Source organism: Pseudomonas sp. SWRI77, from assembly GCF_014269105.1.
Classification (GTDB): domain Bacteria; phylum Pseudomonadota; class Gammaproteobacteria; order Pseudomonadales; family Pseudomonadaceae; genus Aquipseudomonas; species Aquipseudomonas capeferrum.
The window spans coordinates 194384-208257 of record NZ_JABWRV010000005.1; the positions used below are offsets into that span (position 1 = coordinate 194384).

Below are 13874 nucleotides of genomic sequence, written 5' to 3' on the forward strand. Positions count from 1 at the left end.
GCCCCAGCATCCCGCCTCAACCCGCCCGCGGCAGGTCCGCCAGCACCGCCTCGATTTCCCCCAGCACGGCGGGGTCATCCAGGGTCGAAGGCGGCACATAGTCCTGGCCATCGGCAATCTTGCGCAGCACCGCCCGCAAGATCTTCCCTGAGCGGGTCTTGGGCAACCGCTTGACCAGCCGCACCCGGTTGAAACACGCCAGTGCCCCGATTTCCTCGCGCACGTTGCCCACCAATTCGACCAACAACTGCGACTCGGCAATGCCTTCGCCATCCTTGAGCACCACCAGTGCCAAAGGCACCTGCCCCTTGATATCGTCATGCACGCCGATCACCGCGCATTCGGCGACCGCCGGGTGACGCGCCACCAGGTCCTCCATCTCGCCGGTAGACAGACGATGCCCGGAGACGTTTATCACGTCGTCCGTGCGCCCCATGATGTACACGAAACCGTCATCATCGAGATAACCGCCGTCGCCTGTGTGGTAGTAGCCGGGGTAGGTGCGCAGGTAGGCCTGCAGGTAGCGCTCGTGGTCGCCCCACAGCGTCTGGCTGCACCCGGGCGGCAACGGCAGCGCGATGACGATCGAGCCCTGGTGGTTGGGCCCCAGCAAATGGCCTTCATCGTCCAGCACACGTACGTTGTAGCCCGGCACGGCGCGGTTGCTCGAGCCCGCTCGCGCGGCGCTGCCGTCCAGCCCAACGCAAGGTGCGGTGACCGGCCAGCCGGTCTCGGTTTGCCACCAATGGTCGTGTACCGGTTTGCCAGTGACCCGTTCCAGCCATTCATGGGTGCTGGAGTCGAGCTTCTCCCCAGCCAGAAACAGCTGACGCAGCGAGCTCAGGTCATGCCCTTTGATCAACGCGCCGTCCGGGTCTTCCTTGCGGATTGCACGCATGGCGGTCGGCGCGCAGAACAAGGCGTTGACCTTGTATTGCTCGACCACCCGCCAATACGCCGAGGCGTCCGGGGTGCGTATCGGTTTGCCCTCATAAAACACCGTGGTGCAACCGCTCATCAACGGGCCATACACAATCAGCGAATGGCCGACCACCCAGCCCACATCGGAAATCCCCCACCACACGTCACCGGCCTGCATACCGTAGATGTGGCGCATGGCATAGCACAGCGCTACCGCGTTGCCGCCGTTTTCCCGCACGATGCCCTTGGGCTTCCCGGTGGTACCGGAGGTGTACATGATGTACAGCGGGTCACCTGCATCCAGCTCGACAGGGGCGACCGGCTCGGCCATTGCCAGCGCTTGCTGCCAATCGAGGTCGCGGCCAGGCTGCAACGGGGCGCGGGCCTGGGGCCGCTGCAATACCAACACATTGCGCGGCTGGTGGCGGGCCAATTGCAGGGCGCGATCGACCAACGGCTTGTATTCGATCACCCGGTCGAACTCCAGGCCACAGGACGCCGTCAGCAGCAACGCGGGCCGGGCATCATCGATGCGCAAGGCCAGTTCGTTGGCGGCAAAACCGCCGAACACCACCGAATGCACCGCACCGATCCGCGCGCAGGCCAGCATGGCCATGGCCGCCTGGGGCACCATGGGCATGTAGATGATCACCCCGTCCCCCTTGTTGACCCCCAGCTGGCGCAGCAAGCCCGCCAGGCGTGCCACCTCGTCGCGCAACTGACGATAGGTATACGCCTGTTGCACGCCTGTCACAGGCGAGTCGTAGATCAGCGCCAACTGCTCGCCGCGACCTTGTTCGATCTGGTGGTCGAGGGCAAGGTGGCAGCTGTTCAGGCGGCCGTCGGCAAACCAGCGGTGGGTACCGTCCGGGTTGTCCTGCAAGGTGAGGGAAGGCGTGCGGTGCCAGGCCAGGTGCGCGGCCTGTTCGGCCCAGAATGCGGCAGGGTCGGCAATGGAATGGGCGTAGCTGTGCTGATAGCTCATGGCGTAGAAAACCCGGTACTTGTTGTTATTGAAGGGCGAAACTTGAGTATGGACCGCCACACCGGGGCCGCCATGGGACTAAAGTCACAACCGACCTGCAAATTTGCAGACAACGCCAATACGCCCCATAACGGTGCAAATTCTCTAGAATAGGCCTCCCCTTCCGCCACTGAGCACCCCATGGATATCGAACAGGCCCGTACCTTTCTGGAAATCGTGCGTTGCGGCAGCCTGGTCGCCGCCGCTGAGCGCCTGTTCGTGTCGCAGACCGCGATCACTGCACGGGTGCAGCGCCTGGAGCAGCAACTGGGCTGCCAGTTGTTCGTACGCAGCCGCAACGGCGCCAGCTTGACCAGCGATGGCGAGGCCTTCGTCAGCTATGCCAACCAGCTGGTGCAGACGTGGGAGGCAGCGCGCCGCGACCTGCCGCTGCCTGAAGGGTGCCAGCAGGTGCTGCATGTGGGCGGCGAAGTGAGCCTGGGCAACCCGATGATGCTCGACTGGGTCAGCGCCCTGCACCGCGAACTGCCCAGCCATGCCATCCGCAGCGAGGTGAGCGATGGCGAGTCGCTGCTGCGCAAGGTGGAGATGGGCCTGCTGGACGCCGCGCTGGTGTATCAGCCGACCTACGGGCCGGGCCTGCAGGTGGAGCAATTGATGGAAGAGAAGTTGATCCGCGTGCGCCGGGTTGACCAGCCAGACCCGTACATCTACATCGACTGGGGGGAGGCATTCCGCCGCCAGCACGACGCTGCCCTGCCCGACTGCGCGCGCCCGGCACTGAGCTTCAACCTCGGGCCCCTGGCTCTGCAGTTCATCCTCGACCAGGGCGGCAGCGGCTACTTCCGTACCCGCGTAGTGCAGGCCTATCTGGACAGCGGGGTGTTCGAGCGGGTACCCCAGGCACCAGAATTCACCTACCCGACATTTCTGGTGTACCCGCGCAAGCGCGACAGCGAGGCCCTGCAACAGGCATTCGCGATACTGCGCCGGCTGGTGGCCGCCGGCGCCAGCGACTGGTCACAGCGCTGGGACCCGGTGATCTGAAGCATTGCCTGCGGCGCTGAGCAACTGGCGTTTGAGGCCGGCGATCAGGTCGGTCTGGGTGACCACCCCGACCAATTGGCCAGCGTCGATTACCGGCAAGCAGTGCAGCCCTTGTTCACACAGCAACGGCAACAGGCGCTCCAGCGGGTGCTGGCTGCTGACACTGATCACCCGCCGGCTCATCACCTGCGCCATGCGCACCGCCTTGCGCCCGAACAGGCCGCGCCAACGGAACTGCCCCCGCTGCATGGCCGGCCCGACCAGGTCGCTGAGGCTGACGATGCCTACCAACTTGCCGTGCTGCAGCACCGGCAGGGTTTTCAGGTGGTGACTGGCCAGCATCGTCCACGCCTGCTCCAGGGTGGTGTCGGGTGACGCGAACTGCACATCCCGGGACATCACCGATGCCGCCGTGATACCGCCAAGGCTGCGTTGCAGGGCATGCTGCTCGGTGGCAAGGATGATGCGTTCCAGCTCGTCGCGGGTGACGTCTACGAACTCGCCCAACTCTTCAAGCGCCTGGTCCAGATCGGCGCCGCTGACCCCCACGCGCTCACTGGGCAATGGGTCATGGGTGTGATGCAGCTCTTTGCGCGGGGCATTGCCCTTGGGGTAGCGCACGCCGGTCAAACGGTTGTAGAGCACCGCGACTGCCACCAGGATCAGCGCATTGAGCAGCACCGGCTCCAGCAGATGGTCACCCAGGGCCGTAAGCCCCGAATCGGCCAGCACTGCACTCACCGCCACCCCACCGCCCGGCGGGTGCAGGCAGCGCAGCAGGCACATCAACAGCACCGAAATCGCCAGGGCTGCGGCAGCCACCCACAGCTCAGGCCCGAAGCCCTGGCGCATGGCCAGGCCGACAGCGCCCGCCAGGGCGTAACTGCCCAGCACTGGCCAAGGCTGGGCCAAAGGGCCGGAATGCACGGCAAATACCAGCACTGCCGAGGCAGCCAAGGGGCCTAGAAGGTGCAAGGCGATGCCAGGGCCGTAGGCCAGGCTGGTCAGCCAGCCGGCGAGGAACAGGCCGAGCAGTGCACCGGCTCCAGCACGCAGCCATTCTTTAGGGGATGTATTGAGGGGCGCAGGCAACAGCCGCTGCAGACGACTTTCGGAACGCGAGGCAGGCATTGGAATAATCGGGATCGTAGATTTTCTGGTGAAAAAGAAAGCCCAGCCGAGCTGGCCTGGGCCCTGTATTGCCAAAGCAATAGCGCAAGGGGCTCCGTCCGTGGAGAGATGGAAACTGGGAAGTTTCGTGAGGGGATTGTGCCGGGCGGGGCTTACAAGGGCCAATTCAAAAAAATGCGGCTGTACTGCAATATTTTTGCAGTGGTGATCTGGCAGGCCCCGGCGTTATCGAGCCCGGCGCGGCAACTCGATATTCACCCGCAACCCGCCCAAAGGGCTTTCGAGCAACACCAGGCGCCCGCCCCAGGCCTCAACGATGTCGCGCACGATGCCCAGCCCCAGGCCATGTCCATCGACCTGTTCATCCAGCCGCGAACCGCGCTCCAGCACCTGCAGACGCTGGCCTTCAGGGATGCCCGGGCCGTCATCGTCAACCCACAGCTGATAACCCCCTTCACGCGGCGCAATCCCCAGGCGCACCTCGCTGTCGGCCCACTTGCAGGCGTTGTCCAGCAGATTGCCCAGCAGCTCCAGCACGTCTTCGCGATCCCAGGGCAGCAACAGCCCAGGCGGTACGTCCCGCTCAAGCACTAGGCCTTCACCGTGGATCATCCCCAAGGTACCCAACAGCCCTGGCAATTCGGCATCGCAGTCGAACTGGGCACCCGGCAAGGCATCGCCCGCCAGGCGAGCCCGGTTGAGTTCGCGCACCAGGCGCTGCTGAATCTGCTCAAGCTGTGCGCGCATCTGCTCACGCACGTCGGGCAGCCCCTGCAAGCGCTCGCTGGACGCCAGGCTCAGCAGCACCGCCAACGGCGTCTTCAGCGCATGGCCCAGGTTGCCCAGGGCATTGCGCGAGCGGCGCAGGCTGTCTTCGGTGTGGCTCAGCAAATGGTTGATCTGCCCCACCAACGGTGCCAGTTCCACAGGCACTTCGGCATCCAGCTGGGAGCGCTGGCCCTGTTGCAACTGGGCGATCTGTTGACGGGCTCGCTCCAGTGGGCGCAACGAGCGCTTCACCGTGATGCGCTGCAGTACCAGCACCAGTATCAAGGCCACCAGCCCCATGCCCAGGCCGATCTGCTGCATGCGCCGGAAGCCTTCGCGCACCGGTGAGTAATCCTGCGCCACACTGATCGAGATATCCTGGCCAAGGCGTCGATAGTCAGCGCGCAGCGCCAGCAATTGCTGGCCCTCAGGGCCTAGCTCGTGGCTATCGGAAAGGCCGGGCGCAGCAGGCTTGGGCATGTCAAGGTCCCACAGCGAGCGCGAACGCCAGGTACCTTGGTCAAAATCGATGCGAAAGTAATAACCGGAAAACGGCCGCTGGTAAGCGCCGGAAATACGCCGCTCATCCAGCTGCAACCCCGAAGGGCCACGCACCAGTGCCACCAACAGGTTCTCGCTTTCCTTGCGCAGGCCGTTTTCCAGGTAGCGCTGCAGGCCCGCCTCGAACAACCACAGGGTGAGCTGCGCCAGCACCACGCCCACCACCACCAGCACCGCCACCAGCCCCAGGCTCAGGCGCGCCTGGATCGACTTCACGCGACGTTCCCGGCGTAGATGTAGCCTTGCCCGCGACGGGTTTCGATCACACTGCGGCCCAACTTGCGACGCAGGTGATTGACGTGCACTTCAAGCACATTGGAGTCGCGCTCGGTCTCGCCATCGTAGAGGTGTTCGGCCAGGTGGCTTTTGGAGAGGATCTGCTGCGGATGCAGCATGAAATAGCGCAGCAGCCGAAACTCGGCGGCGGTCAATTGGATATCGGCCCCATCGCGGCTCACGCACTGTCGGCTTTCATCCAGGTGCAAGCCGGCAGCTTCCAGGGTGGGCTGATTGGCCAGGCCGCGGGCACGGCGCAGCAATGCCTGGATGCGCAACTGCAACTCTTCCGGGTGGAAGGGTTTGCTCATGTAATCGTCGGCCCCAGCCTTCAGGCCCTCGATACGTTCGGCCCAGGAGCCGCGCGCGGTCAACACCAGCACCGGCGTGGCCAGGCCGCCGGCGCGCCACTGGGCCAGCACATCGAGCCCCGGCAAGCCCGGCAGGCCGAGGTCGAGGACTATCAGGTCGTAAGGTTCGCTCTGGCCCTGGTACACCGCATCACGGCCGTCGGCCAGCCAGTCAACGGCATAGCCCTGGCGTTGCAGGCCGGCGATCAGTTCATCGGCCAGCGGCACATTGTCCTCGACAAGCAACAGGCGCATTCAGTCGTCTTCCTCGTCTTTGAGCAGCACGCCGCTGCGGGCATCCAGCTTGATCTCGCGCACCACCCCGGCAGGGGTCAGCAGCTCGACCTCGTATTCGTAGCGGCCGTGTTTTTCTTCCAGCTCTGCCTCCAGCAGACGCGCCCCGGGGTAACGCCCCAGGGCTGAGTCAAGCAATTGCTCAAGCGGCAGGATGACGCCCTTTTGCCGCAGCTCAAGGGCTTCATCCTGATCGAGGTCACGGGCAACCGCCAGCGAACAGACAGCCATCAGCGCGAGGGCCAGGTAGCGAGCCTTGCGCGGTAACGCTTTCATCAGGTGTCCTGTTTGTCCTTCAGTACTTCACCCGTCTTGGCGTCCAGATCGACGTCCCACTCGACGTTTTGCGCATCACGCAGTTCGACCTTGAGGATGTAACGGCCGTACTCGTTCTCGAGCTCCGAATCGGTGATGGTAGAGCCCGGGTGTTTTGCCTTGGCCGTTTCAGCCAGTTTCTGCAGGGACTGAACGGTACCGGCTTTTTCCAGGCCGCTGATTTCGTGAGCCGGCACATCGGCCAGGGCAACGTTGGCACCAACAGCCAGAGCAGCGGCAGCGAACAGGGCAGTCAAAGTCTTCATGAGGTTCTCTCCTGAGAGATGTTCAAGTTGTCTACGGGGTTAAGATTACCCAGCGGTCCTTAATTCAACCTGAAAACAGCTGGCGCCATGATAAACTGCGCGCATTATTGATTCATACAGAGTTTTGAAAGCGTGGAAATCTTCAAGGAATTTACATTCGAATCGGCCCACCGCCTGCCCCACGTCCCTGCCGGCCACAAGTGCGGCCGGCTGCATGGTCACTCGTTCAAGGTTGGCCTGCACCTTACCGGCCCGCTCGACCCGCATACCGGCTGGATCCGCGATTTTTCCGAGATCAAGGCGATCTTCAAGCCGATCTACGAGCAACTGGACCACAACTACCTGAACGACATCCCAGGCCTGGAAAACCCCACCAGCGAAGTCATCGCCAAGTGGATCTGGGAGCAGGTAAAGCCGTTACTGCCGGAGCTGTCCAAAGTGCGTATCCACGAGACCTGCACCAGCGGATGTGAATACACCGGGGATTGATCCCAGAGGTTGCCGGCTGCCGCGCAAGGCAAACTCGCGAAGCAGCCGGATCACTTACCGCGTCAGCCCTGCCTTTGCTCGAGGGCATCGCGCAAGAAGCACGGGGCGATGTAACGCTGGTAATGCGCCTCGGAAAGCAAAAAGAACTCCCGGTCGATCGCGTCGCGCAATTGCGGCAGATCCCAGCCACGGAATTCGGGCAACAGCACCATGCCATAGGCCTCCAGGTCGCGAATCATCCGCGCCCCACGGGCGATCAACTGGTAAGCCCAGCAGTATTCCGACTGATGTTCGACAAAACGGATGGCACGCTGCTCCAGTTGCTGGCGCAGCAGGCTTTTGTCGAAGACTTCCAGCTTGGCCATCATCACCTGCACCAGCAACTGCTCCAGACGCAACCACACGGCGCGCTTCTGCGCGTCGTCGTAGCCGTTCCAGTTGATCACTTCATGGTGAAAACGCTTGCAGCCACGGCATACCGTGTCTCCGTACACCGTGGAGCACAGGCCGACGCAAGGGGTCTTGATGGACTTGTTGGACATGAAAAACAACGGCTTTGCGGAGGAATACGAGCCCATGTTAGCCCTTTGTCTAACCGGGGTCACTCGTTAAAGTCATGTTCGCCGCCTTACCTTCGGGCTTTTTTTGCCGTAGAATCATCCCGCCTTTTCAAGGCAACAATGTCCGTTGGAAGCTGTTTTCAAAGCGTCACGAGCACAGTTAATCCGGTAGAACGGCGTTGGCCCGGGCCATGCACCCTCGCATGCCCGCGCCAGCCCTCATCAGCTCCCCGTTCTGCAGGCGTAAAACTTTGAAAGCAGCTTCTGTAAGGATTCTCTGCGACCCTGGCTGGGCGGCCCAAGAAGCCGTGATTGCGCATGGGTGCATGGAATGCTGGATGAGCGTCCCGGACTCCCTTTAGGGACCACTGATGAGGGTAATAACTGTGCTTGAAGCCTACCGCAAACACATCGAAGAGCGTGCCGCCCTGGGTATCGTGCCCCAGCCGCTGAACGCCGAACAAACTGCAGGCCTGGTCGAGCTGCTGAAAAACCCGCCGGCCGGCGAAGAAGCCTTCCTCGTAGACCTGATCACCAACCGCGTACCGCCAGGGGTCGACGAAGCTGCCTACGTCAAGGCCGCTTTCCTCTCCGCCGTGGCCAAGGGCGAAGCCAAGTCGCCACTGATCGACCGCAAGCACGCCACCGAGCTGCTGGGCACCATGCAGGGCGGCTACAACATCGAAACGCTGGTCGCGCTGCTGGATGACGCCGAACTGGGCGCCGTCGCGGCCGAACAGCTCAAGCATACCCTGCTGATGTTCGATGCCTTCCACGACGTGGCCGAAAAAGCCAAGTCGGGCAACGCCCACGCCAAGGCCGTGCTGGAGTCCTGGGCTGCCGGCGAGTGGTTCACCACGCGCCCGGCCATCGCCGACAAGTACACCCTGACCGTGTTCAAGGTGCCTGGCGAAACCAACACCGACGACCTGTCCCCTGCCCCGGATGCCTGGTCGCGCCCAGACATCCCGCTGCACGCCCTGGCCATGCTGAAAATGGCCCGCGACGGTATCGAGCCTCAGCAGCCAGGTTCGGTCGGCCCGCTGGCGCAGATCGAAGCGGTCAAGGCCAAAGGCTTCCCGGTCGCCTACGTCGGTGACGTCGTCGGTACCGGTTCTTCGCGTAAATCCGCCACCAACTCGGTGCTGTGGTTCTTCGGCGACGACATCCCGTACGTGCCGAACAAGCGCGCCGGTGGTTTCTGCTTCGGCACCAAGATCGCCCCGATCTTCTACAACACCATGGAAGACGCCGGCGCCCTGCCGATCGAGTTCGACTGCACCAACCTGGGCATGGGCGACGTCATCGACGTATACCCGTACAAAGGTGAAGTACGCCGTCACGACAGCGACGAACTGGTCACCAACTTCGCCCTGAAAACCGAAGTACTGCTGGACGAAGTCCGTGCTGGCGGCCGTATCCCGTTGATCGTTGGCCGTGGCCTGACCGAAAAAGCCCGCGCCGAACTGGGCCTGGGTGCGTCCGACCTGTTCAAGAAACCAGAGCAGCCTGCCGAATCCAACAAGGGCTTCACCCTGGCGCAGAAAATGGTCGGCCGCGCGTGCGGCCTGCCAGAAGGCCAAGGCGTGCGCCCAGGTGCATACTGCGAGCCGAAGATGACCACCGTCGGCTCCCAGGACACCACTGGCCCGATGACCCGCGACGAGCTGAAAGACCTGGCGTGCCTGGGCTTCTCCGCTGACCTGGTGATGCAGTCGTTCTGCCACACCGCGGCTTACCCCAAGCCGATCGACGTCACCACCCACCACACCCTGCCAGACTTCATCCGCACCCGTGGTGGCGTGTCGCTGCGCCCAGGCGACGGCATCATCCACAGCTGGCTGAACCGCATGCTGATGCCTGACACCGTCGGCACCGGTGGCGACTCGCACACCCGCTTCCCGATCGGCATCTCGTTCCCGGCCGGCTCCGGCCTGGTGGCCTTCGCCGCCGCCACCGGCGTCATGCCGCTGGACATGCCAGAGTCGATCCTGGTGCGCTTCAAGGGCAAACTGCAACCCGGCATCACCCTGCGTGACCTGGTGCATGCCATCCCTTACTACGCCATCCAGAACGGCCTGCTGACCGTCGAGAAGAAGGGCAAGAAAAACGCCTTCTCCGGCCGCATCCTGGAAATCGAAGGCCTGGACGAACTGACCGTCGAGCAAGCGTTCGAGCTGTCCGACGCCTCGGCCGAGCGTTCCGCTGCCGGCTGCACCATCAAGCTGCCGGAAAAGGCCATCGCCGAGTACCTGAAGTCCAACATCACCCTGCTGCGCTGGATGATCGGCGAAGGCTACGGCGACCCACGTACCCTGGAGCGTCGCGCCCAGGCCATGGAAGCCTGGCTGGCCAACCCTGAGCTGCTGTCGGCCGACGCCGATGCCGAGTACGCCGAAATCATCGAAATCGACCTGGCCGACGTCAAGGAGCCTGTGCTCTGCGCGCCGAACGACCCGGACGATGCCCGCCTGCTGTCTTCGGTGCAGGGCGAGAAGATCGACGAAGTGTTCATCGGTTCGTGCATGACCAACATCGGCCACTTCCGCGCTGCCGGCAAGTTGCTGGAGAAGGTCAAGGGTGGCATCCCTACCCGTCTGTGGCTGGCTCCGCCAACCAAGATGGACGCTCACCAGCTGACCGAAGAAGGCTACTACGGCATCTACGGCAAGGCCGGTGCGCGCATGGAAATGCCAGGCTGCTCGCTGTGCATGGGTAACCAGGCGCGCGTGCAGACCGGTTCGACCGTGGTCTCCACCTCGACCCGTAACTTCCCGAACCGTCTGGGCGACGCGACCAACGTGTACCTGGCATCGGCCGAGCTGGCTGCTGTCGCTTCGATCATCGGCAAACTGCCGACCGTCGAAGAGTACATGCAGTACGCCAAAGACATCGACAGCATGGCTGCCGACGTCTACCGCTACCTGAGCTTCGACCAGATTGCCGAGTTCCGCGAGGCTGCGGCCAACGCCAAGATCCCGGTGGTTCAAGCGTAATCAGCGGTAAGCAGTAACAAAAACCCCGGCAGAAGTGCCGGGGTTTTTTATTGGGCGCTCGGCCCTCAGGGACGACTCCCTACCAGTGGGAGCGGGCTTGCCCCGCGAAGAGGCCCGCAAAGGCAACCTCAGATCACGAACAGGTCGACAAACCTGTGCACCGCCGTCGATTCCAGCTTCTGCTGGTCCTCGCACAGCTCGAAAATCGCCTCACAACGCTGCCGCGCAAACCGGGTCGCCAGGTTTTCCCTGAACTTCGCCTCCAGCAAGGGTATGCCCTCCCCGCGCCTGCGCCGGTGCCCGACCGGGTACTCGACCACCACCTGCTCGGTGCTGCTGCCATCCTTGAAGAACACCTGCAGGGCGTTGGCGATGGAGCGCTTGTCAGCTTCCAGGTATTCACGCGTGAAACGCGGGTCCTCGACCACCTCCATTTTCTCGCGCAGGCGGTCGATGCTCGGATGCGCAGCGTGGAAGGCATCCTCGTAATGTTCGGCCACCAGATGGCCGAAAATCAGCGGCACTGCCACCATGTACTGCAGGCAGTGGTCGCGGTCGGCGGCATTGGCCAGCGGGCCGCCCTTGGAGATGATGCGTATCGCCGACTCCTGGGTGGTGATGACGATGCGGTCTACCTCATGCAGGCGATTACGCACCTGCGGGTGCAGGCTCACCGCCGCCTCACAGGCGGTCTGCGCGTGGAACTCAGCCGGGAAACTGACCTTGAACAGCACGTTCTCCATCACATAGCTGGCCAGCGGCTGCGGCACGCGCAGCTCCTGCTGGGCGCTGGGTTTAAGCGCCAGGTCCTTGTTGGTATGGCTGAACGACACGTCGTAAAAGCCCCATTGCGGCGCAGTCAGCACACCCGGCACGCCCATCTCGCCACGCAGCGCGATATCGGCCAGGCGCACCCCACGACTGGAAGCATCCCCCGCCGCCCAGGACTTGCGCGAACCGGCGTTGGGCGCATGACGGTAGGTACGCAGTGCCTGGCCGTCGACGAAAGCATGGGACAACGCCGAGAGCAGTTGCTCCCGGGTGGCGCCCATCAGCTTTGCGCACACGGCCGTGGAGGCCACCTTGACCAGTATCACGTGGTCGAGACCAACGCGGTTGAAGGAATTTTCCAGCGCCAGCACACCCTGGATCTCGTGAGCCATGACCATGGCTTCTAGCACTTCGCGCATGAGCAGTGGGCTTTCACCCTTTGCCACGTGTTTTTGCGACAGGTGATCGGCCACGGCCAGGATGCCGCCAAGGTTGTCCGAGGGGTGCGCCCACTCGGCGGCCAGCCAGGTGTCGTTGTAGTCCAGCCAGCGCACGATGCAGCCGATATCCCAGGCGGCCTTGACCGGGTCCAGCCGGTACGCGGTGCCGGGCACACGGGCACCGTTGGGCACCACGGTGCCTTCCACCAGCGGGCCGAGGTGCTTGGTGCATTCAGGGAAGCGCAGGGCCAGCAGGCCGCAGCCCAGGGTGTCCATCAGGCAGTTGCGCGCGGTGTCCAGCGCCTCGGGGGATTCGACCCGGTAGGTCAGGACATAGTCGGCGAGGGTTTGCAGCACCCGGTCGTAGTCCGGGCGCTGGTTGAGGTCTACGTTGGCGCTCATCATCTGCTCCCTTCAGAAGTACAGGGGCTGCTGTGCAGCCCCGCTTGAAGCCGAGCGCCAATGGTGCGTCAGAAGCTATCGCCGGGCACCCTCACCCAGCCTTCCATCAGCACGCGAGCACTGCGGCTCATGATTGCCTTGGTCACCGTCCACTCGCCCTTCACCTGACGCGCTTCGGCGCCCACCCGCAAGGTGCCCGAGGGGTGACCGAAACGCACGGCACTGCGCTCACCCCCGCCTGCGGCGAGGTTGACCAGCGTGCCCGGAATGGCAGCAGCGGTACCGATGGCCACTGCGGCAGTGCCCATCATTGCGTGGTGCAGCTTGCCCATGGACAACGCACGCACCAGCAGGTCGATGTCAGCCGCCGCGACAACCTTGCCACTGGACGCAGTGTAGGTGGTCGGCGGGGCGACGAAGGCCACTTTCGGTGTGTGCTGACGCCCGGCCGCCTGGTCGACATGCTCAATCAGGCCCATGCGCACGGCGCCATAGGCGCGAAGGGTCTCGAACCGCAGCAGCGCTTGCGGATCGCCGTTGATCGCGTCCTGCAGCTCGGTACCGGTGTAGCCGATATCGCCCGCATTGATGAAGATGGTCGGGATCCCTGCATTGATCAGGGTCGCTTTGAAGGTACCAACACCGGGCACTTCCAGGTCGTCCACCAGATTGCCGGTGGGAAACATCGAGCCGCCGTCGCCGTCTTCATCAGCAGCCGGGTCGAGGAACTCCAACTGCACCTCGGCGGCCGGAAAGGTCACGCCATCAAGCTCGAAATCGCCCGTTTCCTGAACTTCACCTTCGGTAATCGGTACATGGGCGACGATGGTCTTGCCGATGTTGGCCTGCCAGATCCGCACGGTGGCCATGCCGTTGCGCGGCAGGCGCGACGAATCCACCAGGCCGCTGCTGATGGCGAACGAGCCGACAGCGGCAGACAGGTTGCCGCAGTTACCGCTCCAGTCGACGAAAGCCTTGTCGATGCTGACCTGGCCGAACAGGTAGTCGACATCGTGCTCGGGCTTGATGCTGCGCGAAAGGATCACCGTCTTGCTGGTGCTCGAAGTGGCGCCACCCATGCCATCGATTTGCTTGCCATAAGGGTCGGGGCTGCCGATAACCCGCAACAGCAGCGCATCACGGGCTGGGCCCGGGACCTGCGCCTGCTCGGGCAGGTCTTGCAGGCGGAAGAATACGCCCTTGCTGGTGCCGCCACGGATGTAGGTGGCAGGGATCTTGATTTGTGCTGCATGTGCCATTGCTGTGCCGTCCTGTCTGAAAATGCAATAACCCTTGGGGCCG

12 protein-coding genes are annotated in these 13874 nt (G+C 63.4%); 3 read left to right on the forward strand and 9 right to left on the reverse strand.

Translation table 11 applies throughout. The features are described from left to right. Nucleotides 1-16: 16 nt before the first annotated feature. Nucleotides 17-1906, reverse strand: coding sequence for a propionyl-CoA synthetase (locus tag HU766_RS07655; protein ID WP_186655072.1), 1890 nt, complete (start codon nucleotides 1904-1906; stop codon nucleotides 17-19). 180 nt (nucleotides 1907-2086) lie between these two features. Here HU766_RS07655 and HU766_RS07660 point away from each other — a divergent pair, with 180 nt between their 5' ends. Continuing rightward, nucleotides 2087-2953 carry a LysR family transcriptional regulator gene (locus HU766_RS07660; protein WP_186655077.1) on the forward strand — a complete coding sequence of 289 codons (867 nt, stop codon included), beginning with the start codon at nucleotides 2087-2089 and terminating at the stop codon, nucleotides 2951-2953. Here the strand turns inward: HU766_RS07660 and HU766_RS07665 are convergent. The 5 genes from HU766_RS07665 to HU766_RS07685 form a co-directional block, all read right to left on the reverse strand. Then, complete coding sequence (locus tag HU766_RS07665) at nucleotides 2927-4084, reverse strand: HPP family protein (protein ID WP_186655080.1); 1158 nt, start codon at nucleotides 4082-4084, stop codon at nucleotides 2927-2929. The two genes, HU766_RS07660 and HU766_RS07665, sit on opposite strands and share 27 nt — an antisense overlap. 225 nt (nucleotides 4085-4309) lie before the next feature. After that, nucleotides 4310-5629, reverse strand: coding sequence for a sensor histidine kinase (locus HU766_RS07670; RefSeq protein ID WP_186655083.1), 1320 nt, complete (start codon nucleotides 5627-5629; stop codon nucleotides 4310-4312). Then, on the reverse strand, nucleotides 5626-6294 hold the full coding sequence (locus HU766_RS07675; protein ID WP_033699056.1) for a response regulator transcription factor: 669 nt from the start codon (nucleotides 6292-6294) through the stop codon (nucleotides 5626-5628). Before HU766_RS07675 ends, HU766_RS07670 begins: the two co-directional genes overlap by 4 nt. Then, nucleotides 6295-6609: a PepSY domain-containing protein gene (locus HU766_RS07680; protein ID WP_186655086.1), complete on the reverse strand. Its 315-nt coding sequence runs from the start codon at nucleotides 6607-6609 to the stop codon at nucleotides 6295-6297. After that, nucleotides 6609-6914, reverse strand: coding sequence for a PepSY domain-containing protein (locus HU766_RS07685; RefSeq protein WP_186655089.1), 306 nt, complete (start codon nucleotides 6912-6914; stop codon nucleotides 6609-6611). Before HU766_RS07685 ends, HU766_RS07680 begins: the two co-directional genes overlap by 1 nt. A gap of 132 nt (nucleotides 6915-7046) precedes the next feature. Between HU766_RS07685 and queD the strand changes: the two genes are divergently transcribed. Next, nucleotides 7047-7403: a 6-carboxytetrahydropterin synthase QueD gene (gene queD / locus HU766_RS07690; RefSeq protein ID WP_033699061.1), complete on the forward strand. Its 357-nt coding sequence runs from the start codon at nucleotides 7047-7049 to the stop codon at nucleotides 7401-7403. A gap of 62 nt (nucleotides 7404-7465) precedes the next feature. Here queD and HU766_RS07695 read toward each other — a convergent pair whose 3' ends face one another. Continuing rightward, complete coding sequence (locus HU766_RS07695) at nucleotides 7466-7945, reverse strand: DUF1289 domain-containing protein (RefSeq protein WP_186655091.1); 480 nt, start codon at nucleotides 7943-7945, stop codon at nucleotides 7466-7468. 404 nt (nucleotides 7946-8349) lie between these two features. Between HU766_RS07695 and acnB the strand changes: the two genes are divergently transcribed. After that, complete coding sequence (gene acnB, locus HU766_RS07700) at nucleotides 8350-10959, forward strand: bifunctional aconitate hydratase 2/2-methylisocitrate dehydratase (RefSeq protein ID WP_033699063.1); 2610 nt, start codon at nucleotides 8350-8352, stop codon at nucleotides 10957-10959. A gap of 128 nt (nucleotides 10960-11087) precedes the next feature. Here acnB and prpD read toward each other — a convergent pair whose 3' ends face one another. Next, nucleotides 11088-12572 (reverse strand): 2-methylcitrate dehydratase, encoded by a 1485-nt coding sequence (gene prpD / locus HU766_RS07705; protein ID WP_033699065.1) that lies wholly within the window; start codon nucleotides 12570-12572, stop codon nucleotides 11088-11090. Between the two features lie 68 nt (nucleotides 12573-12640). Continuing rightward, nucleotides 12641-13831, reverse strand: coding sequence for a 2-methylaconitate cis-trans isomerase PrpF (prpF, locus tag HU766_RS07710; RefSeq protein WP_186655095.1), 1191 nt, complete (start codon nucleotides 13829-13831; stop codon nucleotides 12641-12643). Nucleotides 13832-13874: the final 43 nt, after the last annotated feature.

Bases quoted from the DNA above. Each gene is read 5' to 3' on its own strand.
- HU766_RS07655 (WP_186655072.1), bottom strand. From the start codon at position 1,906: ATGAGCTATCAGCACAGCTACGCCCATTCCATTGCCGACCCTGCCGCA.
- HU766_RS07660 (WP_186655077.1), top strand. From the start codon at position 2,087: ATGGATATCGAACAGGCCCGTACCTTTCTGGAAATCGTGCGTTGCGGC.
- HU766_RS07665 (WP_186655080.1), bottom strand. From the start codon at position 4,084: ATGCCTGCCTCGCGTTCCGAAAGTCGTCTGCAGCGGCTGTTGCCTGCG.
- HU766_RS07675 (WP_033699056.1), bottom strand. From the start codon at position 6,294: ATGCGCCTGTTGCTTGTCGAGGACAATGTGCCGCTGGCCGATGAACTG.
- HU766_RS07680 (WP_186655086.1), bottom strand. From the start codon at position 6,609: ATGAAAGCGTTACCGCGCAAGGCTCGCTACCTGGCCCTCGCGCTGATG.
- HU766_RS07685 (WP_186655089.1), bottom strand. From the start codon at position 6,914: ATGAAGACTTTGACTGCCCTGTTCGCTGCCGCTGCTCTGGCTGTTGGT.
- HU766_RS07695 (WP_186655091.1), bottom strand. From the start codon at position 7,945: ATGTCCAACAAGTCCATCAAGACCCCTTGCGTCGGCCTGTGCTCCACG.
- prpD (WP_033699065.1), bottom strand. From the start codon at position 12,572: ATGAGCGCCAACGTAGACCTCAACCAGCGCCCGGACTACGACCGGGTG.
- prpF (WP_186655095.1), bottom strand. From the start codon at position 13,831: ATGGCACATGCAGCACAAATCAAGATCCCTGCCACCTACATCCGTGGC.